Origin of the sequence: Peribacillus acanthi, from assembly GCF_003073175.1 — a bacterium.
Taxonomy (GTDB): domain Bacteria; phylum Bacillota; class Bacilli; order Bacillales; family DSM-1321; genus Bacillus_BN; species Bacillus_BN acanthi.
This window is the reverse complement of sequence record NZ_QBBX01000002.1, coordinates 254,786-277,648: the sequence shown is the minus strand read 5'-3', so window position 1 is coordinate 277,648 and position 22,863 is coordinate 254,786. Positions and strand designations below refer to the sequence as shown.

19 protein-coding genes and 1 tRNA gene are annotated in these 22,863 nt (G+C 35.9%); 16 read left to right on the top strand and 4 right to left on the bottom strand.

Annotated features, from left to right (window positions below):
* The first annotated feature begins 138 nt into the window (after positions 1 to 138).
* From sirA to DBX25_RS03075, 4 genes are all read left to right on the top strand, one after another.
* Entirely contained in the window at positions 139 to 579 is a 441-nt protein-coding gene (sirA, locus tag DBX25_RS03090) for a sporulation inhibitor of replication protein SirA (RefSeq protein WP_108669305.1), read from the top strand.
* Positions 580 to 654: 75 nt separating this feature from the next.
* A complete protein-coding gene (locus tag DBX25_RS03085) occupies positions 655 to 861 on the top strand; it encodes a YneF family protein (RefSeq protein WP_108669304.1) in 207 nt (68 codons plus the stop codon).
* A gap of 138 nt (positions 862 to 999) precedes the next feature.
* Positions 1,000 to 2,745 carry an ABC transporter transmembrane domain-containing protein gene (locus DBX25_RS03080; protein WP_108669303.1) on the top strand — a complete coding sequence of 582 codons (1,746 nt, stop codon included), beginning with the start codon at positions 1,000 to 1,002 and terminating at the stop codon, positions 2,743 to 2,745.
* A gap of 3 nt (positions 2,746 to 2,748) precedes the next feature.
* Complete coding sequence (locus tag DBX25_RS03075) at positions 2,749 to 4,542, top strand: ABC transporter ATP-binding protein (protein WP_108669302.1); 1,794 nt, start codon at positions 2,749 to 2,751, stop codon at positions 4,540 to 4,542.
* Between the two features lie 121 nt (positions 4,543 to 4,663).
* Here the strand turns inward: DBX25_RS03075 and DBX25_RS03070 are convergent, their stop codons facing one another.
* Complete coding sequence (locus DBX25_RS03070) at positions 4,664 to 4,849, bottom strand: aspartyl-phosphate phosphatase Spo0E family protein (protein WP_108669350.1); 186 nt, start codon at positions 4,847 to 4,849, stop codon at positions 4,664 to 4,666.
* 312 nt (positions 4,850 to 5,161) lie between these two features.
* Here DBX25_RS03070 and DBX25_RS03065 point away from each other — a divergent pair, with 312 nt between their 5' ends.
* From DBX25_RS03065 to DBX25_RS03055, 3 genes are all read left to right on the top strand, one after another.
* Positions 5,162 to 5,869 (top strand): cytochrome c biogenesis CcdA family protein, encoded by a 708-nt coding sequence (locus DBX25_RS03065; protein WP_108669301.1) that lies wholly within the window; start codon positions 5,162 to 5,164, stop codon positions 5,867 to 5,869.
* A gap of 177 nt (positions 5,870 to 6,046) precedes the next feature.
* On the top strand, positions 6,047 to 6,406 hold the full coding sequence (locus tag DBX25_RS03060) for a response regulator (RefSeq protein ID WP_108669300.1): 360 nt from the start codon (positions 6,047 to 6,049) through the stop codon (positions 6,404 to 6,406).
* Positions 6,407 to 6,640: 234 nt separating this feature from the next.
* Positions 6,641 to 7,117 carry a CcdC family protein gene (locus tag DBX25_RS03055; RefSeq protein WP_108669299.1) on the top strand — a complete coding sequence of 159 codons (477 nt, stop codon included), beginning with the start codon at positions 6,641 to 6,643 and terminating at the stop codon, positions 7,115 to 7,117.
* 335 nt (positions 7,118 to 7,452) lie between these two features.
* Here the strand turns inward: DBX25_RS03055 and DBX25_RS20470 are convergent.
* Positions 7,453 to 7,549: transfer RNA gene (locus DBX25_RS20470), tRNA-Sec, on the bottom strand.
* A 1,063-nt stretch (positions 7,550 to 8,612) separates the two neighbouring features.
* Here DBX25_RS20470 and DBX25_RS03050 point away from each other — a divergent pair.
* The 5 genes from DBX25_RS03050 (at position 8,613) to DBX25_RS03030 (ending at position 12,095) form a co-directional block, all read left to right on the top strand.
* A complete protein-coding gene (locus tag DBX25_RS03050) occupies positions 8,613 to 8,951 on the top strand; it encodes a hypothetical protein (RefSeq protein WP_108669298.1) in 339 nt (112 codons plus the stop codon).
* A 274-nt stretch (positions 8,952 to 9,225) separates the two neighbouring features.
* The gene (locus DBX25_RS03045; protein WP_108669297.1) at positions 9,226 to 9,804 is read left to right on the top strand and encodes a tyrosine-type recombinase/integrase; all 579 of its coding nucleotides are present in this window, start codon (positions 9,226 to 9,228) and stop codon (positions 9,802 to 9,804) included.
* A gap of 239 nt (positions 9,805 to 10,043) precedes the next feature.
* Positions 10,044 to 10,247: a hypothetical protein gene (locus DBX25_RS03040; protein WP_108669296.1), complete on the top strand. Its 204-nt coding sequence runs from the start codon at positions 10,044 to 10,046 to the stop codon at positions 10,245 to 10,247.
* Positions 10,248 to 10,484: 237 nt separating this feature from the next.
* A complete protein-coding gene (locus DBX25_RS03035) occupies positions 10,485 to 11,075 on the top strand; it encodes a hypothetical protein (RefSeq protein WP_157950863.1) in 591 nt (196 codons plus the stop codon).
* A gap of 150 nt (positions 11,076 to 11,225) precedes the next feature.
* A complete protein-coding gene (locus DBX25_RS03030; RefSeq protein ID WP_157950861.1) occupies positions 11,226 to 12,095 on the top strand; it encodes a hypothetical protein in 870 nt (289 codons plus the stop codon).
* A gap of 1,349 nt (positions 12,096 to 13,444) precedes the next feature.
* On the opposite strand, the gene DBX25_RS03025 is transcribed toward DBX25_RS03030, so the two are convergent.
* Entirely contained in the window at positions 13,445 to 14,455 is a 1,011-nt protein-coding gene (locus DBX25_RS03025) for a tyrosine-type recombinase/integrase (RefSeq protein WP_108669293.1), read from the bottom strand.
* Positions 14,456 to 14,865: 410 nt separating this feature from the next.
* On the opposite strand from DBX25_RS03025, the gene DBX25_RS03020 reads away from it, so the two are divergent.
* The 4 genes from DBX25_RS03020 (at position 14,866) to selB (ending at position 21,810) form a co-directional block, all read left to right on the top strand.
* Complete coding sequence (locus DBX25_RS03020) at positions 14,866 to 15,291, top strand: DUF2621 domain-containing protein (protein WP_108669292.1); 426 nt, start codon at positions 14,866 to 14,868, stop codon at positions 15,289 to 15,291.
* 257 nt (positions 15,292 to 15,548) lie between these two features.
* The gene (locus DBX25_RS03015; RefSeq protein WP_108669291.1) at positions 15,549 to 16,694 is read left to right on the top strand and encodes an exonuclease SbcCD subunit D; all 1,146 of its coding nucleotides are present in this window, start codon (positions 15,549 to 15,551) and stop codon (positions 16,692 to 16,694) included.
* Complete coding sequence (locus tag DBX25_RS03010) at positions 16,691 to 19,822, top strand: AAA family ATPase (protein ID WP_108669290.1); 3,132 nt, start codon at positions 16,691 to 16,693, stop codon at positions 19,820 to 19,822. Before DBX25_RS03015 ends, DBX25_RS03010 begins: the two co-directional genes overlap by 4 nt.
* A gap of 92 nt (positions 19,823 to 19,914) precedes the next feature.
* Positions 19,915 to 21,810: a selenocysteine-specific translation elongation factor gene (gene selB, locus DBX25_RS03005; protein WP_108669289.1), complete on the top strand. Its 1,896-nt coding sequence runs from the start codon at positions 19,915 to 19,917 to the stop codon at positions 21,808 to 21,810.
* Positions 21,811 to 21,960: 150 nt separating this feature from the next.
* Here the strand turns inward: selB and selD are convergent.
* Positions 21,961 to 22,863 (bottom strand): selenide, water dikinase SelD (selD, locus tag DBX25_RS03000; RefSeq protein WP_240620129.1); only part of this gene is annotated, 903 nt, incomplete at its 5' end.

Here is a 22,863-nt window from a genome sequence, read left to right as displayed (position 1 = left end):
GGAATCTATTTAATTGAATAGTGATGAGTAAAAATATTTTTTTCGACAAAAAAATCGAATATCCTCTACATCTTTCAGCATATCTCTCTAAATATGGAATATATAATAGGGAAAAGAGGCTTGATAGGGGGAATCAATTTGAGACGTTATCAAATTTATTTGATTGAAGATGAATTTGCTGCTCATTATTTTGGCAAAGAACGAATGTTTCATCAATTATTTCATGAATACGAGAATTCCAATGGCGACCTCTCTCATTTATTAAAAAGACAAATCCAATTCATCACAAAGCCGATTCCCATTTTCCGTTTACAACAAATGATAGAACAAAAGTTAAGACGAAATAAACATTTTCATGAAGATAAAGGGATATACTATTTAAATATGCATAATGGAAAAAGTACTGCAGAACTCACAGTAAACCAACATATGATGACGCTATTTGCAAATGGGACCTTAGAGGCAGAGACCATTTTCTTTGAATGCATTAGACAATGTGAAGATTCATTCCTTGCAATTGACTTGCATAATGAAAGATTTGGGTGGTTAAAGCCTATAAAGGAAAGAAAATTTGTGTAAAAAGACCAATGAATATTGTATAATATCCTTTGGTCAAGTACACTGATGAGTAGACAACATGAAGGAGGAATAAGGATGATCTGGCTAGTTGGAATACTTGCATTAGTTGCTGGTGTTGCGATCGGATTTTTCATTGCACGTCAATACATGATGAGCTATTTAAAAAAGAACCCACCAATCAACGAACAAATGCTAAAAATGATGATGATGCAAATGGGTATGAAACCATCCCAAAAGAAAATCAATCAAATGATGAGCGCCATGAACAAACAAACAAAATAATGGCGGACAAGCACTTCCCATGCGGAAGTGCTTTTTATTTGTATTGCGAGATTTCAAAAAATTCTAAAAACATCTGTTCGTATTTGTGGTTTTTTGATACACTTAATACACATATTGGAAATGAAGTGGGGTGTCATCTTGAAGTTATTTATAGATTTAAAATGGTTTTTTATTCAAGAAAAGAAGTCTTACATAAGCGGTACTTTATTATTGTTATTTGTAGCTCTACTTACTCTTGTCCCTCCTAAAATCATAGGGAAGACTGTAGATGCAATTAGTAGAGGTGAATTAAGTTTAAAGGACATTTATATATATATGTCCATTCTTGTAGTTACTGGGTGTGTTATGTATGTATTACGGTATTATTGGCGAATCATGATCTTTGGATCTGCTGTTAAACTTGCAAGGCAGTTAAGATCAAAATTGTTTCATCATTTTACAGAAATGCCCCAATCCTTTTATCAAAAAAGAAGGATAGGAGACTTAATGGCGCACGCCACGAATGACCTTCAAGCGATTCAGGCAACAGCCGGTTCTGGAGTACTTACCCTGGTTGATTCTCTTGCAACGGGTGGCTTTGTTATAATGGCAATGCTTTTCATTGATTGGAAACTAACATTGATTTGTTTAATACCTATGCCATTTATGGCATTACTAACGAATTACTATGGAACTTTACTCCATAAAAGATTTCATAAGGCACAAGAAGCGTTTTCAAACTTAAATGATAAAACCCAAGAAAGTATAAGTGGAATCCGAGTTATTAAAACTTTCGGGCAAGAGAAAGAAGATATTGGGTCATTTACGAAAAAATCTAAAGAAGTTGTTGAAAAAAATATTGCTGTTGCTAAGGTTGATTCTTTATTTGATCCCACGATTTCTATCATAGTTGGAATATCTTTTTTCCTTTCCATTGCATTTGGCTCTAGATTGGTCTTGAATAATCAATTATCGATAGGTGAACTTGTATCATTCTCAACATATTTAGGATTACTAATTTGGCCAATGCTTGCATTTGGTTGGTTATTCAATATTGTAGAAAGAGGTCGCGCATCCTACGATCGAGTGATGGACCTCCTTTCAATAAAACCTGAAATTATAGATAAAGAGGAACCTGTAATAAACTCTCCAACGGGTCACATCCACTATCAACTTCAAGAATTTAGGTATCCAGGTGAAGATGAACCGGTACTAAAGGATATCCACTTTACCATACAACAAGGTGAAACTTTAGGTATTGTCGGAAGAACGGGGGCAGGGAAGACTACTCTTATGAAACTCCTAATCAGAGAATTTGAAGGATTCTCAGGGACGATTCAGTATGGGAAACATGAAATTCAAGCATATACATTAGATGCACTAAGGCGTTCTATTGGATATGTTCCACAAGACCATTTCTTATTTTCTGCTTCGATAAAAGACAATATTGCGTTTTCCAAAGCAGACATCGATACAAGTAGAATCGAAAATGCAGCCATGCTTGCACATATACATGATGATATTATTCATTTTTCTGAAGGCTATCAAACTTTAGTTGGTGAAAGAGGTGTCAGTTTATCAGGTGGGCAAAAACAAAGGATTTCTATCGCTCGGGCTTTGTTAATGGATCCAGAAGTGTTGCTATTAGATGATTCGTTGTCTGCTGTTGATGCGAAAACTGAGCGAATCATTCTAGACCATCTAAAAAGGGAGCGTGATGGGAAGACCACGATGATAACTTCTCATAGATTAAGTGCAATTAAGCATGCAAACCTTATACTAGTCTTGGATCAAGGAAGGATTATTCAAAGAGGAACTCATGATCAGTTAATGGCTAACGAGGGATGGTACAAAGATATGTATACTCAACAACAGCTAGAGCTGCTAGTAGAGCATGGAGGTTAAACGATGGAAATGAACGAGCAAGTAAATGAAAAAAAACATCAGCGTGCTGTGCTAAAAAGGCTTCTTTCCTATACGAAACCTCATAAAAAGTTAATATTCACAGCCTTTTCCTTGTTATTACTAACTACCATTGGAGATATTTCAGGTCCCTTTTTAATCAAGGTCTTTATTGATGATTATTTAACACCGAAAAATCTTGTTTGGGGTCCCATTGTCGGTTTGGCAGGTGCGTTCTTGACGATACAAGTCCTAAATGTATTTATCAGTTATAACCAATTATATATCTTTCAAAAAATTGCCCTTTTAATCATACAACAATTAAGAGTGGACGTCTTTACCAAAATACATAGTCTAGGTTTAAAGTATTTTGATTCGACACCGGATGGTAGTATAGTTTCAAGAATTACAAACGATACAGAAGCCATTAAAGACATGTTTGTCAGTGTTTTGGGAACCTTTGTTCAAAGTTTCTTTTTAATAACCGGAATATTCATCGCCATGTTTATTCTTAATCCTAAATTAGCATTATTCTGCTTGCTCATACTGCCTATTATCTATTGGATCATTTCCATGTATCGTAAATATAGTTCTAAGTTTTACCGCGATATTAGGGAATTGCTGAGCCAGTTAAATGCTAAAATGAATGAATCTTTACAAGGAATGTCAATTATTCAGGTATTCAGGCAAGAAGAGAGATTAAGGAAAGAATTCGATTCTATTAACGAGAAGCATTATTTAGCAGGTATGAGAAATATCAAATTAGATGGTTTACTTCTTAGACCTGCCATCGATCTCGTTTATTTCTTGGCCTTAATCCTAATTCTAAGCTACTTTGGAATTTCATCATTGAACAGTCCGATAGAAATTGGCGTACTGTATGCATTTATCAACTATATAGATAGATTCTTTGAACCAATCAATCAGGTGATGATGAGGTTGTCTATGTATCAGCAATCCATCATTGCAGCCTCAAGGGTATTTCAAGTATTAGATGATCAAACTCTTGTCCCAGTTCAAGAAAATCAGCCAGTGTCTATTGAGAGTGGTAGCGTAGAATTCCGAAATATCAGTTTCTCCTATGATGGGAAGCATAATGTTTTAAAAGATATCTCTTTTTCAGCAAAGCCTGGGGAAATGATAGCCTTAGTAGGCCACACAGGGAGTGGAAAGAGTTCTATCATAAACTTATTAATGAGGTTTTATGATTACGAACATGGTGAAATTTTATTGGATGGTAAATCGATTAGAGAATATAGGAATGAAGAATTGAGAAGTAAAATAGGGCTTGTCCTTCAAGATCCATTTCTTTTTTATGGGAATATTTCGGATAATATTCGTTTATATGATGATTCCATCACTCAAGAAGAAATAGAAGAGGCGGCAAAATTTGTGCAAGCTCATGATTTCATCGGGAAATTGTCAGACGGATATTCACATCCCGTTGTAGAAAGGGGTTCAACCTTTTCAAGTGGTCAAAGGCAACTTATCGCTTTCGCAAGGACAATTGCAACTAATCCTAAGATTTTAATATTGGATGAAGCGACTGCGAACATCGATACAGAAACTGAAGAAGCGATTCAAGTAGCCTTAGAAAAAATGAAGAAAGGTAGAACGACGATTGCTATTGCTCACCGACTTTCTACCATACAAGATGCAGATCAAATATTAGTGCTCCATCACGGACAAATAGTTGAAAGAGGAACACATCACGAGCTATTAAACAATAAAGGGCTTTATTATAAAATGTACTTATTGCAAAACGGTTTAGTTGAAAAGATGGAAGAAGTAGTCGGTTAAGTCTAGAGTTCAATGGTTTATAAACAAAAAGAGAGACCTATCCTTTATAGTGATAGGTCTCTTTGTATTCAATGAGATGAATCTTTATTGAATAGAAGAATTATTGTCGAAAAATAATTTTCTATCGGGAAATTAGCGCTTTTTCTTGTATTATTCGATTATAATAGTCATTGTAGAGGTTTAACAGATGATCAAGTTCTTGGCTTATTCTTAATGTGGTAGAAGAGGCAAGCCCATATTTTGATACGCTTTGATTTAATTCTCCACGCTTTCTTTCAATGGTTTGCAGCAATTCGTTTTTGTTCACGTTCAGAATCCTTTCAATCATTAACAGATAATGTAATTTTTTTATTAGTATAATCCCTTATGGGAAAAAATACAATCTTTTGTATGTAATTTATCTGGGAATTTTTTAATATGCTATTATAATTATAGTAATCCTCACAAAGTTTCTACTAGGAGTCTTCTACTATAAATTCTCTATAATAATACCATTTTAGATTGGCTTTTTTACTATTAAATAACAGCTGACATAAAATATTCACAAATCGATTATTATCTTTTTTTTACCCATTTTGTTAGAATAACAATAGATTGATTTGATTAGGAGATGTAATTCATGAGTGATGTGAATATTTTTATTGCCTTTGGAGCTGGGTTTTTAAGCTTTATTTCTCCTTGCTGCTTGCCGTTGTATCCAGCCTTTTTATCCTATATTACAGGAATGAGTGTTGGTGAACTAAAGTCAGAGAACGCTATGCTTCAAAAAAGAAGTCTTTTACATACGATATTCTTTTTACTTGGATTTTCAGTGATTTTTATTGCGATTGGATTTGGAACATCCTTTATAGGTGACTTTTTTCAAATTTATAAAGATTTAATACGTCAAATTGGTGCTATAATTATAGTGTTTTTTGGATTTATCATTGTAGGGTGGTTGAAACCAGGATTTTTAATGAAAGATCGTCGATTTGAATTGAAAAATAGACCAGGTGGCTACGTTGGATCTGCTATTATCGGACTTGCCTTTGCTGCAGGATGGACTCCGTGTACAGGGCCAATTTTGATGAGTGTGATTGCCTTAGCTGCTACCAATCCAGGTTCTGCGATGGTTTATATGATTTCATATACTTTAGGCTTTGCCATTCCATTTCTACTATTAAGTTTCTTTATTGGAAAGATGAAGTGGATTAGAAAAAACAGTCATAAAATAGTCAAAGTCGGAGGCGTTGTCATGATATTAATGGGTGTGGTCCTTTATTTTGATTGGATGACAATGTTCATATCTTACACGACGAATTTATTTGGAGGCTTCACAGGTTTTTAACATGATAATGAAATACAGCCGTCTATTGGTTTGTAATGCATTCTCTTATTTTGTCGGAAAAATAAGTTTGAAAGTGTTCGCTAATTAAGATATATTACTAGATGTATTTATAGAAAATTCAACTGTTTATTTCGCATAGACATTGAACCATTGTCTCAATGCGGGGAGGAATGATTTATGGCAAGAATTTTAGTTGTAGATGATGCGAAATTTATGAGGATGACTCTTTCCCATATATTAGAGAAGGCCCAACATGAAGTGGTTGGGGAAGCTGAGAACGGAAAAGAGGCAATTCTATTATATAGGGATCAAAAGCCAGATATCGTGACAATGGATATTACAATGCCAGAAATGAGCGGAATTGATGCGGTACGTGAAATCAAAAAAGAGTTTCCTGAGGCAAAAATCATTATGTGTTCTGCTATGGGTCAACAAAAAATGGTAGTAGAGGCTATTGAGGCTGGCGCTAAGGATTTTATCGTTAAACCATTCGACGAGTTAAGAGTTTCTGAAGCAATTAATCGTGTCTTACGCTAACCGCTTGAAAAAGCGGTTTTTGTCTGTTTATTGCTATTTCTCAAGGTAGTTAAGGTGTGTAGAAACATACGATTAAAAAATGTTCGTAAGATTTTGAGCTTGAGATCCTGAATGTTTACCAAGTAAGTTTTGTTTAGTAAATTGTAATATGACTATGATGTTTACTTTTCTAAGAGGCTGGCATAAGATATAATGAAGATTGCAATTTATCAATAGATTAAAGGACTGAGCTGATTGTTTTATCTTTCAACTGCAATAGCTATTTTTATGGGGTTTCTTGTAATTGTCATTCGTATGAAGGCTTCCAAGCATCCTGTTAATGCAAAGAAAATCATTTTACCACCTATATTTATGAGCACCGGTGCGTTAATGTTCATTTTTCCTTATTTTAGAGTTACACCAATGGAGATACTGGAAGCATTTTCAGTAGGTATGTTATTTTCCGTTTTACTAATAAAGACATCTAAGTTTGAAGTTAAAGACCAACAAATCTTTTTAAAGAGATCCAAAGCATTTGCGTTTATTCTCATTGGATTATTAGTAGTTCGGATTGTTGCTAAATTAATTTTAAGTTCTACGATTGACGTTGGGCAGCTTGGAGGGATGTTCTGGATATTAGCATTCGGAATGATATTACCTTGGAGAATTGCGATGTTTGTTCAATATAAGAAATTACATAATCAATTGAATAATGATCTTACAGTTGTTTAAAGCACCCAATCTAGGGTGTTTTATTTTTTTCTTAAGTTTATATTATCTTCCTTACTTTTTTCTGATCTGTACCTTTTACAATTCATTTTCAAACATACTCCTTGGACATGATCTCCATACTGCTTCCTAAAGATTTCTAAACAGTAGCATTTATCGAGTTGATTTTGCTTTTCGTTATTCATAAAATCACCCTACATCGTGTAATGAATTATTATATGGTTTATTAGATAGGTTTTTTGACAAGATTGGAAGAAGGAACCTCTAAAATAATGTGGAAGAGTATTGATGGGGTTATAGGAGAATAGAGAGAAGTGTATGTATATGATTAATAAAGATGGCGGGACCGTGTGGGAATCGAACCCACCAGAGACGACACGCGCCTCTCAAGCAGTTTTGAAGACTGAGGAGCGCACCAGCTACCCTTCCGACCCCATCGTAACAAAACATCTAAACGTATTTTAGGCATTTACCCCTACATATTTTAGCTTGTCCTGCACGTATTATTGTAGTTGGTATTGGCGCTTAATACAAGAAGTAACTAACTAGGATTTCATGAAAATTTCTAATCAACGATTATTTAAAGTATTAAGTTCTGAATGCTTTTAGATGCTTTTTTTAGCCTTCAATAAGACTATATAAACTATTAAGTTGAAATCAATTCAACATAAGGTTCTGAATAGGTCATTATGTACATGTGGTGTTGGTATAGGTGTGTTTATCCTTGAAATTGATGTGGGATTGTTCATTTATTAAATGTGGGAAAATGTGGATATAACAAGGATTATTGTCCATTTTCATGTGTACAGGATATTGATATTCTAACGTGTAAGAACGTAAGTTTGTTAGTTCTGTTGTGTGATATTGCGTGTGTGTAGACACAAGATGCCATAAACATCAAAGTAAGTTAGTGATGCTGGGGGTGTGTGACGTATTTACGGTAAAATGTGTCTTTATTGTTCTTGATTCCAATAATAATTTAGTTTCATGAAGGGGTAGTAGGTCAAAAAAGGTACTGTTACAAGGTGCGTCATGATACGCCTTTTATTTAAAATTCCCTTTCTGTTTAAACCATCACTATTCTAATCAAAGCATATTTCACTGCACATCAAAAGGGGTAATAAAAAACACTTCTTTTAATTTGAAAGTTTAATACATTGCAAGTACGTAAATTAAGCATAACTTGAGTACATTAAGGTCTATTTGTTCCAAGTAATTATCCTTGATTCGCCAATTGGATTTGTGTAGAACGAAAAGAATACCTACATAGTAAGTGTATGTTCAAAAAGTAAGAAGCACAAATGATCGTATCAGGTTAACAACCAAATTGCATAAAAATTTGGTTCGGCTTTCTTTTCGTGATATGCGAATAAAAATATAATAGGTATTGATAAATACATTTTCCTATTAAATTGGAAAAAGTTGTTGCCTTTTTTTTTCATAATGTATCATAATTGGAAATATGGAATAATTAACTAATTTTATAGGTGGTGATATTTTGAAATTAATTGTAGCTTTAATAGTTATCGGAATTATTTTTAAATTATTCAAGAATTACAATCGAGCACGTGAACAAAGGGAACTACTTGGATTATTTGAAAAAGTAACGCAGAAACATACAGTTGAAGAATTTGATGAAATTGTAAATTGGGAACTAAAACTTAGGTCACAATTAGCCGAATTAATAATGTTGAAAAAGTCAGGAAGAATTACCGAAGATAAATACATTGAATCGTTAGATTACATAAATAAATTACACACTGTAATAGAAGCAAAATATAACATTACAGCCGAAGAAATGGCGGAATATTACTTGCAGGCTACGCGTTCATCTTAATAACTAAATAGAATTGATTATTAAAGTCCTTATTCGTTTTGTTTGTTAAACACTTAACAAATAATCAAATAAGGGCTTTTTATGTGTGAAGAACATTTCAACTAATCATTTTGTCTAATGTAAACTAATAGCCAAAAGTTTACTTTCATTTCGTTGATTTCATTGTGTTGATTCGCTTTTAGTGATAAAATTAACTTATCAGAAAAAAGTATACATTCAAAACAGCGTGTTTATTACGTTAAACCAAATCAATCTAAAACAAAGGATGGTACACGTGGAAACCAAAACACATGAAATTGATGTTCAACCAATTAGAAGTCAGGAACAAATCAAAGATATGTTATGGGCGTTAGACAGGCATTGTAGTCAAAGGGATTACATAATGTTTCTGATGGGCATAAACACTGGATTACGTGTTAGTGATTTACTATCGTTGGAAACACATCAGATACTAGCATTACGTAACAAAAAGCAAAAGAAAATTACCGTTAAGGAAGGTAAAACAAAGAAACAACGTGAAATAAACTTGCATTCAATCTATGCGGAAGTTCTGAAATACGCTGAATCAAACACATCAAAGTACTTATTCCCTTCACGCAAAGGTGATAAGCCAATAACAAAAATACAAGCGTATAGACAGTTACAGAAGGCGGCAGATTTTGCAGGTGTCGAATCAGTTGGCACACATACAATGCGTAAAACGTTTGGGTATTGGCTGTACAAGCAAACTAAGGACATAGCGTTGCTTCAAGATATACTAAACCATAGCAAACCTTCTATTACGTTGACATATATAGGTATTAATCAGGAAGAAAAAGATAAGGTGCTTGATAGCTTTTGTTTAGGGCTATGAAATAACATTTAATAAGTGTGGGTTAAGGGTGTAACGTTCCGTTACATTCTTTTTTTGTGCTTTTAGTTCTTTCTGATGTGGTATGTTCCGTGTGCGTTCACGTGTGGAAAGCGTGTATTGATGCGGTTTTACACTTGGCTGAACAAATTAGACGGGTATTTGGGGTCATTATATAATAGATATATAGGTTATCAGTTATAACGATCACCTACACCACACAAAGAAGGGTTGTCGAATCAATGGAAAATGTAAAGATTACTATTGGCGTGAAAGTAACACCTGATTACATGAAGGATATTGATACTATTGTAGACTTCTTTCAAAGTCGTATTGAAATGGGGAAGGTTACACGTGCTGAAGTGCTGTTGAAAGCGTTGGATGCGTACAAAGAACGTGTGACTACTACACCTGATTATCTGGATTACTTGGCGTATCAGGAATAAGAAATATCGTTTTTATTATTTGATGCGAAACAAACCAATCTAAACTAAACCAACGCATCCACACATTAGTTAAGGGGTGGAAAGATATGTTGGAATATTTGATTGGTGGGTATTTTAGTGCGTGTATGTGGGTTGTGCTTTGTGTGGTGACGGCACGTGTCAAAACAAAAGGTTAGTTTCAAGAAAACACAAAAGATAAGCGAATCAATGGAAAAGCAACGTAACGGTTTCTTTCATTTGATGTGCCAAGAACGTCAGGCTGATGAAGTGTTACACCTTGCGTACAACGAAAGTAGGATATCTGCTATATTGGAACACGCTAGTGTTGATGTATTGTGTTATGATAGCTTTAAAAAGCGTACATATGCGTTTGAATGTAAGTACGTATCAGCTACACGTTCACCAAATGTAACTTTTGAATTATCACATCAGAATGGAAAAGTAGGTTGGGCGTTGGATGAATGTACAATGAATAATTACATTGTGTTCTTCCTGCAAGGCGTAGGTGCAGTGTTATGCGGTATGAAGGTGTTTCAGGGCGCTGTGAAGCGTAACCTTGATACGTTCAATGTATGGGAATACAACGACAGCAACATTGTACAAGTCCCCTATGATTGGCTTATCAGTGAAGCAGGTGGCGTGTTTTACACGGAAGAAAAGCTGTTACACGCTAATGCGGTGTTTAACGATATGATAAAAAGAAAGCTTCTTTCTACTGCTAGTGAAGTGGGTGCGCAAGCCTACAAATACACAGTACAAGGAATGGTAGAAATGGTATGTGCAAACCAGGTACAAGCAAAACAAAAAACACTAGACTATGTGCAGTAGCCTAGCGTTGTGAAAGGTGGCAAAAATATGTTGATACGTTTATTATACCATTCTTCACATTTTTGCTTCAATAGAATTGATAAATAATCAAGTGCGTTTAAAATAAACCAAACTAAACCATCCCAACGCGCCATTTAACGGTGAAGGGAATTGGTTAAATTGACGAATCTAGCAGTAATTAATACAGATACAGACGAAATAGTTTCTTCTGATGTGTCATCTTTTCGTACATCAAGGCAAGATAAAGAATGGAAACGCATCAGGGAACAACAGTTAAAAGAAAAGTACAGCACACGTACAGGTGGCGATAAGTTCACGAATGGTAATATGGATATGATTAAACAGCTTAGAAGTAAGTTAGATGATACTACGTTAGGCTATGTGCTTTACCTGCAAACAGCGTTACAGTATGACGGTACGTTAGGCACATTAAAACGATCATTTACAAAGGTTAAGGATTTCGAAACGGTACTAAACGTGAAGCCACTTCAAGCTAAAAAGGTAATTAAAGCATTACGTATTGCAGCTGTTCTTAATGTTAATGATAAAGGTGTGTATTGCATGAATCCAACGTATCATTGGAAAGGCAAGGGGCATTCATCTGATGTGCAGAAGAACGTAAAACTTATGGATACAGGTTTAAAGGCGTTACGTGATGCAGGCGTGAAGGCAAAGGACTTGGGAACGATATACGCATTATTACCATACATCAATTATAGTAAAAACCTTATCGTGCATAATCCATATGAATATAACGTAGACAAGGTGCTACCGATGAACTTAGATGATGTTGCAGGTGTTTTGAATTACGAACACCCACAAAGGGTGTCATCCAAGCTACGTAAAATCACGTTTACTGCACCTGATGGACGTGGAATGTATGCGTTCGGTATCGTATCAATAGGTAAGGAAAGTAACGTTATTATTAATCCGCTACTTGTACGAAGATTAGCGGAAGACAAGGCACTGGATTTGTTAAGCAACGAATTTTTAACGCTATTTCAAATCAATAGACCATAATGTTTTATCTGATGTGAAAGTGTGTTGGGTACGTAAAGCGTGTACTTATCCTTTTTTTTTATGTTGATGCTTTTATTGTGCGTGCTGATAGACGCTTTACTGTACGTGCTTAACATATCGCAAAAAAGTGCTTTATTTGGAAAGGCGGGCGTGATAGACTTGTTTGTCATGCGATGCCTTGTTTATTAGAAGGTATCGCCCAATCGCTAGTAATCATGCCCGCAAAGGTTCCATGTCAAGCACTTTTTTTCACAAATCATGGTGCGTTGGTTTACAATACACACGTTTTTGCATATCTTTTTTTGTTGATGGGAAAAATAACACATGCAATTTTGCATACTTTTTTGGCTTAATAGGTGCAATTTCGCATACCTTCTAAAAAACGCTGTATCCCTTGTGGCAGTAAGTGTGAAGGCGCTTTTCGGGGTGTTCATCCCTTCTTATATCTTATAAGTACCTTCACATCAAAGGAAAAGGTAAAAACAACGTGCATTATTAAAGTACAGCAGAACGTGTAATAAACGTGCTTTACGTACAGTAGGTGTTATGGGAATCTGCGGGCTAACGCCCTTGATTGTTCTACGCTTCGCTTGAACGAAGGAATAACTAATATAATACTTTAAAATCAGAATAAATATAACGTGTTAACATGTACAGTATGGCGTTTAGATTAGCGTGTAATTGGTGTTATTCATTCCTTTGATTCGGAAGTTTTAAAGGTTTTATCTTCGGAGCGTTAGCGACTAGCCGAAGGCTACCCTATACTTGTGTTGCTTGGAACAATTGATGTGTTGATGTGTGCAGTACGTTCTATATAAATGCTTGTACGTGTTGTGTATGGTTGTATGTCATATATTAAAGCAAAGCAACGCAAGCTAGGGATGTGTTACTGTACGTGCTATGTGTGGTGGCGTTCTTCTGTCTGTTTTTCTATTGATGCGGAATATTCAAGGCAATCATTTACCCAAATCATAAACCCCTAACCCCCCTGAGGAGCAAAAAGGTACAGCTAAGGAACTGCGGTGTACGTGGCATAAATAATAATAATTCATTCACACGCATCACACCCCCCCTACAAGAAAAAGGTACCCTAAATTGCAGAAGTACTTGCAAGTACACCCACCCTACACAGTGCATGCCCCACCTTTTAAAGAAACCTTTCCCTGAGGTGTGCTTTACGTGTGTTACAAGTTTTAGTGCGTGTTCTAAGTGTTAGATATGCGTTTTTGAATCAGGGAAATAAAAGGTATTAGCACGTGCATAGAACGTAAATTCACGCATCCCTACATGCTAATACCTGTTTACATGTTTTTTTCTGATGTGCTGATGTACGTGCAGTTCTGTGTTATTTACTTCCTGCTGTTCTTGTTAAATATCGCATTTAAAGGTGAATATAATTCGTGTTGGTCTTTGACGTTGGTTTGTGTCATTTGTACGTATCTACGTGTCATACTTATATCTTTGTGTCCAAGTATTTTCTGTAAACTGAACGGATCGCCAGCGTTCAATAGGTATAGTAGCGCACCTGTATGTCTGAACACGTGTGGTGACACTTGTTTTTTAATTCCTGCTTTTTCTGCATATTCACGTAGCTTAATTCTAAATGTACTTTCGTTTAGTTGTCGCCCATCATAAGTAACAAATAAATATTCAGAATTAAAATCTGACGTTTCTTCTATGTATTCCCCAAGTAGTTTTGTTGTGCGGTAGCTTAAAGGTAAAGTACGTCCTTGTCGTGTTTTAACCGTATCGCCTTCTAAATAAATACTTCCATGCTTTAAATCCACGTTTGTTCTTTTCACTGCAAATAGTTCGCCTATACGTGCCATTGTATCTAACATTGTAAGAATAATTACCTTGTCACGGTATTGTGTAAACCAATCATCGTCTAACACGGCTAGTAGGGTCTTTATTTCGTGTGGTTCAAGTGCATCTACATTATCAATAGGTGCTTTAATTGGTTTAATTTTGATGTGAATAGGTTCTAGTATGTAACCTTCTTCGAAGCAAAACTTTAAGAATGTGTGCAGGGTTCTGATTCGAACATTAACTGTATGTGGTGAATAGCCCTTATCGTTTATCATGAAGTCCTTGTATGCAACAAATAAATCAGTAGTCATTTCCTTTTTAGTTAAGTTACGTCCTAAATAGTCAAGTAGATAACCAAACGTTTCTTCATAACCATCTATTGTACGTGGTGCAAGTCCTTCTGCGCGTTTGAAACGCATAAAGTTAAGGTGCATTTCTTTAAGTGTTAGCTTTCCAATTATGTTACTAACTGCTGTACGCTTTTCACTTTGTTTTAGCGTGCTATTACGTTTTAGCTTTCTTGTGTTTTGGTTGATTTGATTTCCTGCCATATAAACGCCTCATTTACTTGTTATTGGCAAGACAAGATATACGTTGGAAAAGGGTATGTTTTCGATGTGGTACACAACGTATTTGCACAATCAGTTACGCACATATTACATGAAAATGATGCGAAATACGTTTATGTTGAAGGGTGAGTTGGATGTTTTTATATTTGTTGTGATGGGAAACCAACACGCGTTTTAAAACGTATGGTCGGTGTTCGGTTTTGAAGACTGAGGAGCGCACCAGCTACCCTTCCGACCCCAGATGAAGACGATTCCTATTATAAATTAATTTGTGTCTTATGACAATGATTGAGCGTTCAAGTGTAATAGTATTAAGTCACTTCTTGCCGAAATCCTGATTTATTGCTTATAATTGAATGGACAAATGTAATTAGCAAGTTGAGGTGAAAGAGTTGTTAGAAGGCTGGTTTTTATGGTTCATCTTATTTTGGGTCGTTTTCTTAGCTTTTTCATTTTTTGTAGGCGGTTTTTTTATGTTCCGGAAATTTTTAAAAAAACTACCTAAACAAGATGGAAAGTCAGATATGGATTGGGAAGAGCATTACGTCAACCAAACAAGGAAGCTTTGGAAACAGGAAGAGAAAGAGTTGCTGGAAGATTTAGTGAGCCCGGTCCCAGAATTATTCCGTGATGTTGCAAGGCATAAAATAGCTGGAAAAATAGGGGAGCTTGCGTTAAACGAAAAAGCGAATTGTATAAATGAAGACCTTGTTATCAGGGGTTATATTATGGCAACACCTAAACGGGATCATAAATTTTTAAAGAAGAAACTTGTAGAAAAGAACATAGATATGAAACCGTATGAGTACTTATTTTAAGAATATATGATAGGATGATACATTGGGTCAAAACGATCTATGTATCATCCTTTTTATTTTGCAAAGAAGGAAGTTGACGTAGTGACCAATCCCAGGAATAAAGTGTAAGTGCAACTAGGCAAGCTCTGAGTCTTTAGGACTAGAAGTCGAGTTTTCCAATCCAGTTTTTATGAGAACGAATGTTTCAATAATGAAGTCTTTGAGGGTTCATCTGGTATAATAGATTATATTTATAGAGTAATTGGAGGGGTTAAAAAATGAAATTTATCCATACAGCCGATTGGCATCTTGGAAAAATCGTACATGGGATTCATATGACTGAATCGCAACGCAGTGTTTTACTTGAGTTTGTCAAGGTAGTAGAGGAAGAAAAGCCAGATGCGATAGTAATTGCAGGCGATTTGTATGATCGTTCTGTCCCTCCAACAGAAGCGGTAGAGCTATTAAATGAAATGCTATTTACATTAAATATAGATATGAAGGTTCCTATTGTTGCAATATCAGGTAATCATGATAGTGCAGAAAGACTTGCATTCGGTAATTCTTGGTATCGACAAAGTAATTTTTTTATGGAAGGAAAGCTTAGCCTTCCACTTGCCCCAGTTGAGATAAATGGTGTTAATTTTTATATGCTTCCTTATAGCGAGCCAGGATTGGTTCGATATGCCTTAGGTAAAGAAGGTATTCATTCACATCAAGATGCTATGAAGGCCATTGTTCAAGAAATTGAAAAAAATATGGATACTTCCATGCCTAATGTATGTGTCGGTCATGCGTTCGTTTTAGGTGGAAAAGAAACAGAGTCTGAACGAATCCTTTCTGTAGGCGGTTCTGGATGTGTAACGTCCGATTTGTTTGACGCCTTTAATTATACGGCATTAGGTCATCTTCATAGTCCAGACGCAATTAAACATCCTACCATCTATTATTCTGGATCTCTATTGAAATATTCCTTCTCAGAAGCTAAACAAAGGAAATCGATCTCCATTGTAGAAATGCAAACAGATGGTCAATTCTCTTTAAGGTACCGTGAGTTATCACCAGAAAAGGATATGCGAATATTGGAAGGGTTTATGGAGGAACTTTTAGACCCATCCTACTACCAACAGCAAAAAATCGATGATTATCTGAAGGTTATTCTCCATGATGAAGGAACGATCTTAGATCCTATCCATAAGCTACGACAAGTGTATCCCAATGTTCTACACTTGGAAAGAAAATGGGATGCAGTAGATTTAAAAAGGAAAACATCTTTCTCCTCTGAAAACCTCCAAACCAAGTCACCATTAGATTTATTCGAAAATTTCTATTCGGAAATGACAGAACGGACTTTTTCTGCAGAAAAGAAAGCGGTCATGAGTGGAATTTTGCAAGATGTAAAAGGTGAGGTGGAAAATCGATGAGACCATTAAATCTTATAATGAAGGGCTTTGGACCTTATGCTGGTACGGAATCAATAGACTTTACAGAACTGGGTAATCGAACTATGTTTGTCATTTCAGGTAAAACTGGGGCTGGTAAAACTACTATTTTTGATGGGATTAGTTTTGCCATTTATGGGAAAGCAAGTGGCGAGGATCGTTCTGGACAGGAAATGAGAAGTCATTTTGCAAATGAGGATTTAATAACAGAAGTGTTCCTCCAATTCCAGCTTAGAGGCAAAGTCTATGAAATACAACGTTCACCTCAACAAGATCGTAAGAAAAAAACAGGTGAGGGAGTCACGACCATTACAGCTAAGGCTGAATTACATGAATTGGATGAGGAAGGAAATAGAGTCCTATTAGGTAGTAACGTTCGGGAAGTGGATGAAAAAATTAAAGAAATCATTGGACTGGATGCTAACCAATTTCGTCAAATATTAATGATTCCACAAGGTGAATTTCGAAAACTTTTAGTTTCTGAAAGCAAGGATAAAGAAGGAATCCTTCAAAAGCTTTTCCATACGAAGTTTTATAAATTAGTAGAGGATAAATTAAAGGAAAAATCAAGTCTTTTAAAAAAAGATGCAGAATACCTACAAGAATCCATTCATATGCAAATGGATCGTATCAAAGCCGATTTCTCAGAGGATTTGGCCCATGAACTGGACCAAGATATTCGTAATATACAAAGGGTTGCAGCCTGTCTTATAGAGGAGTTAGAGCGCTCAGAACGGTTTATTGGTAGCTTAAACGACAAGATAACGGATTCAGAAATTCGAACAGATGCATTGAAGAAACAGTTATTTGAAGCCGAAGAAATCCTGAATAAAATGAATGAATTGGAAAAACTTCTTTCGGAGCAATCTAAATTGAATGCAAGAAAAGAAGAAATTCTTCTGTTGAAAAACCGAATCAAAGCAGCTCAAAAGGCAGGACACTTAGCGATACTTGAAGAGAACTATTTGAAAATTGGAAAACAAAATAAACGAACTGAAGAAGAGTTAGCGAATCAAAAAGTAATTCAAGAAAAGTTATTGGCTTCACTTAATAAATCAGAATCGGACTTTAAAAACGAAGAAGCGAAAAAACCGCTTAGAGATGAAGCCACTAGCAAGTATATCAAGCTAGAACAGTTAAGAGAGCAAGTCTTTTCACTATCTCAACTTAGACAATCAGTAGACGAATTGAATAAACAACAAAGTCAGAAAATAGCTCAAAACAAAGCACTTGAAAAGCAAATACATGATCTGATCCAAGAAGAGAACCAATGTAAAACAAAGCTACTTCAGTTCGAAGATATTGAACGAACACTTATTAATGCAGAAAAAAACACCGAGAAATTTACCGTTTTATCAAAAAAAATTGAAAAGTGGATTCAATCCTCAAAGGAAGTAGACGAAGCCGAAAAAGAAAGGGCACTATTGGAGTCTATTTTCAATACTAGATTAACCGCCTTTCAAGATTTGAAACTGACCGTAGAGCATCTTGAGAATCAATGGAATTCCTCCATCGCCGCTGTTTTAGCTTCATCTTTAAAGGATGAGCAGCCTTGTGTAGTTTGTGGTTCAATTCATCATCCTAATCCTGCGCTAAGTCAACATGATTTACCTAGTGAGAGCGATTTAAAAGAGGCAAAACAACAGCTTGTGAAAAGTGAAACGGAAAAAACTGATGCGGAACGAAAAGTAATTCAGGCTAGTTCCATACACGCTACTAAACGAGAAATCTTAAAAGAGAGAGAACTAGAACTACAGCAATATGAAGATATTAACTTGGATAACCTGACGGAAGAGCATGAAGAAGCTTTGAAGCAATCAGAATTTTGGTCGAAAGAAGTGTACCCTATTAATGAACAGAAGAGGGAATGCCTTCTCATAAAAGAACAATTAGAGGACCTAACTAAAAAATCTGTGGAATTAAAATCTCAATTAGAAGCAGGAACCCTAGAAGAAAGAAAGGTTTCTTTGTTATATACAGAGAAACAGACACAATTAAACGGACTGCTAGAGACGATTCCAACAGAGGTAAGGGATGTTCACGCTTTTGAAAAGGAGATTAAGGAAGCGGAAAAAAATAAATTGGCATTAGAAGAAGCGTTGGAGAATAAAAGGGCACTTTATCAGGAAGCAAAGCAGGCTTATTTAACGGGAAACGAAAAAGTCAAAAGCTTAAGTGTAAGGGTTGCAGAGCTAAACAATGATTTAACTATTGCTCGTAAAGCCTTTACTGATGACATGGACAAACTTGGTTTCCAGTCATATAAAGAGTACAATGAGGCAAAAATGACAGATGAAGAGATAGCTAGTAATGAGGCTATTATAGAAAGCTTTGAAACTTCCTTGCATAAGGTCAATGGTCTTGTCCAGGAATTGCAATTAAAATTGACTAATGTTGAAAAGCCTGATTTGGAGCTAATGAATCAAAAGCTACAGCAATCAATAGAGCAGCTTAATACTGATCGTAAAGCACTTACAGAACGAAGAACAGTGCATAATGCTAACGAAGAAATCCTGTGTAATATGCAAGAGCTTACCGAAAAACTTAAGGTTATTGAAGAAGAATACAAAACCATTGGGCATTTATATGAAATCACTAAAGGACAAAATCCTTACAGAATTACATTTGAGAGGTACGTGCTAGCTTCTTTTCTGGACGATATTTTAGTGGAAGCAAACCTGCGTTTAATAAAAATGACTAGTGGTCGCTTCCAGCTTTATCGTAAAGTAGATCCGACACGTCGTAATGTTCAAAGTGGTCTTGAATTGACTGTATATGACCAATATACAGGAACAGAGCGCCATGTTAAGACATTGTCAGGGGGTGAAAGCTTTAAAGCATCACTTGCCTTAGCTCTCGGCCTTGCCGCAGTAGTGCAGCAATATTCTGGGGGAGTTAGTCTTGAAACAATGTTTATTGATGAAGGGTTCGGTACACTTGATCCGGAATCATTAGAACAAGCGATAGAAGCTTTAATGGATATTCAAAGTTCGGGGCGTTTGGTCGGAATCATTTCTCATGTCCCAGAATTGAAAGAAAGAATTGATGCAAGGTTAGAAGTCATTTCAACACAGACAGGAAGTACCACTCAGTTTGCCTTTTCGAACTAAAATACGAACGGATTTAACCCGGAATAGATTCAACAGAGCAATAGCTCCAAGTCTTGAGAAAATGAAGGTTAGCCTATAATAGGTGTGTGAACATGATGAAAAAACATTATACAATTGGTATGGCAGGTCACATCGACCATGGGAAAACTACGTTAACCAAAGCTTTAACCAATATAGATACTGATCGATTAAAAGAAGAGAAAGAAAGACAAATATCCATTGAACTTGGATTTGCACCGTTATTAGAAAATGAAGAGATGCAAATTTCATTAATTGATGTACCAGGACATGACCGTTTTATTAGACAAATGATTGCTGGAGTTGCAGGCATTGATCTTGTCATTTTAGTGGTTGCTGCAGATGAGGGGGTCATGCCGCAAACTAAAGAGCATCTCGAAATATTAAACTTTTTAGGTGTTAAGGGTGGTATCGTTGCTATCACTAAAATAGACAGAGTCGAACAGGATTTTATAGAGTTAGTGAAGGATGAAATTACTTTAGAGCTACAAGAGAGTATATTTAGAGATTCACCAATCATTTTGGTCGATAGCATATCACAAATTGGTGTAGATGAATTAAAGCAATTAATTGTAAATACTCTTGAACAACTCCCTCCACGTGTAACGAGTGGGGAGTTCAGGCTCCCTATCGACCAAGTTTTTACTATTAAAGGTCAAGGTACCATTGTAAGGGGAACAGTCTATGAAGGAGTGGTTTCAGAAGGTGAGGAGCTAACAGTCCTACCTAAGAAGATTGAAACAAGGGCAAGGCAAATTCAAGTTCATAATAAACCATCAAAAAGGGCTTATGCAGGGCAACGCGCAGCAATTAATGTATCTGGACTTTCAAAAAGTGATGTGAATAGAGGAGATGTTATAGTTTCCTCTAATCATTTTTTCGTTACTCGTACTATAGATGTAGCGGTCAATTGGGTAAATGAGCTGGACTTCTTAGTAAAGCAACGTATGCCAATTAAATGCCACATTGGTACTTCAGAAGTGATGGGGAGAATCGTATTCTTTGATCGGAATGAAATTAAAAATGAAACCACAGAAGTAGTCTGCCAACTAAGATTAGATGAAGATATCGTTACTAAACGAGGAGACAGATTTATTCTACGAAGACCGAGTCCTTCTGAAACGATTGGTGGAGGATGGGTAATTGATCCGAATGGCCAAAAATACAGGTTTGGCAACAAAACTTTGGAGGCACTCGAAAAGAAAAAGCTTGGGACCCCTCTGGACAGGGCAATTGATGCGCTTTTACAAAATAAAGCACTTAGCATGCAGGAATGGTTGCTTCATACATCTTTATCAGAAACTGAATTAAATGAACTGAAGAAAGATGAGCAGTTTATTGAATTTAGCAAGAACCTTTTTACACATTGGTCCATTGTGCACGAAATCACTGAAAATATTCAAGACAAGTTAGTCGATTTCCAACAAAACTATCCAATGAAGGAAGGGATAAATAAAGCAGAATTGATTCAGGAGTTTTCGTCACATTATCCTGTGGGTGTTATCCAGTTCGTATTGGAGAATGAAGTGAGAAAAAAGACTTGGAAAAGAAACGGACAGTACTTTGCAACGAGTGATTTTTATCCTCATGTCCCACGAAATTGGGAAAAAAGAGTGATAGGTATGCTTGAAAGGATAAAAGAAGACGGTTTTGAAGTAAAATCACTTCAAAATTATCTAGACGATGCTGGCTTACCTGAAAATCTACATAAAGAACTAACATACTTTTTAATAGAACAGAAAAAGTTGGTAGAACTTGATGAAAAGTTCTTTTGGACCTCTGAAATCTTTAAACAAGCTGTCGTAAAGCTAAAGGATGAGAAAGACAATGGTTTTACTGTAGGAGAAGCAAAAGACATCCTTGGTCTATCTCGTAAATATATGATTCCATTCTTGGAAAAAATGGATCAACTGAAGCTGACAAAAAGGGAAGATAACCTGCGATACTGGAATGACTTCGAGCTATCTTGATATAATCAGGATTGAATTCAAAACTATAGAGTACTTCTCCCATATAACGAAAGAGTACTTGCATACAAAGACTTAATTGCCTTTATTTCTGTAAAGGATTATAAATATGAAAAAATCCGATAGGGCAAAATGTTGAGCCCATCGGATTTTTTATTCTTCTACTTTTATTACAAATTCCATCTTTGATTCAACTCTACCAATAATAGTTGCAGCAGCATCACCTGTCGCGTGCAGTGTGTTTACATAGTCAATTGCATCTTTTTCATTAAGACTAATTAAAAGTCCACCTGAAGTGATAGCATCACTTAATATGAGCTGTTTAAACAGCGGCATATTTTCGGGAAACCGAATCCGACTCTGTAGCCAGTTAAGGTTAGATTTAGAGCCTCCAGGTACGACTCCGTCTTTGGCAAGTTTTTCAGTTCCATCTAAAAGTGGTACTTGATGATAAGGTATGATTGCAGTAGTCTCACTTCCTTCCATCATCTCTGAAAGGTGACCGAGCAATCCGAAGCCTGTAACGTCTGTAACAGCATTTGGTGAAAAATCCATTAGGACAGCAGCTGCTTTTTGATTTAAACATGTCATAGTTTCGGTCACTATGCGTTCTTGTTCTTTAGTTACAACACCTCTTTTAATCCCGGTAGTCATAATTCCAACGCCAATTGGCTTGGTTAAAACTAAAGCATCACCAGGTTTAGCGCCAATGTTTTTCCAAACTTTATCTGGATGGACTATGCCTGTTACCGCTAATCCAAATTTCGGTTCTTGGTCATCAATACTATGTCCTCCAACCGTAATTGCTCCTGCTTCTTGCACTTTATCTGATGCACCACGAAGAATTTCCGCCAACATTTCGTATCCTAATTTTTTGATAGGGTATCCTACAATATTAAGGGCGGTTTTAGGAGCTCCACCCATGGCAAAAACGTCACTAAGCGCATTTGCTGCAGCTATTTGACCGAACATATAAGGATCATCCACAATTGGTGTGAAATAATCGACGGTCTGAATGATGGCGATGTCATTTGTCAGTTGATACACTCCTGCATC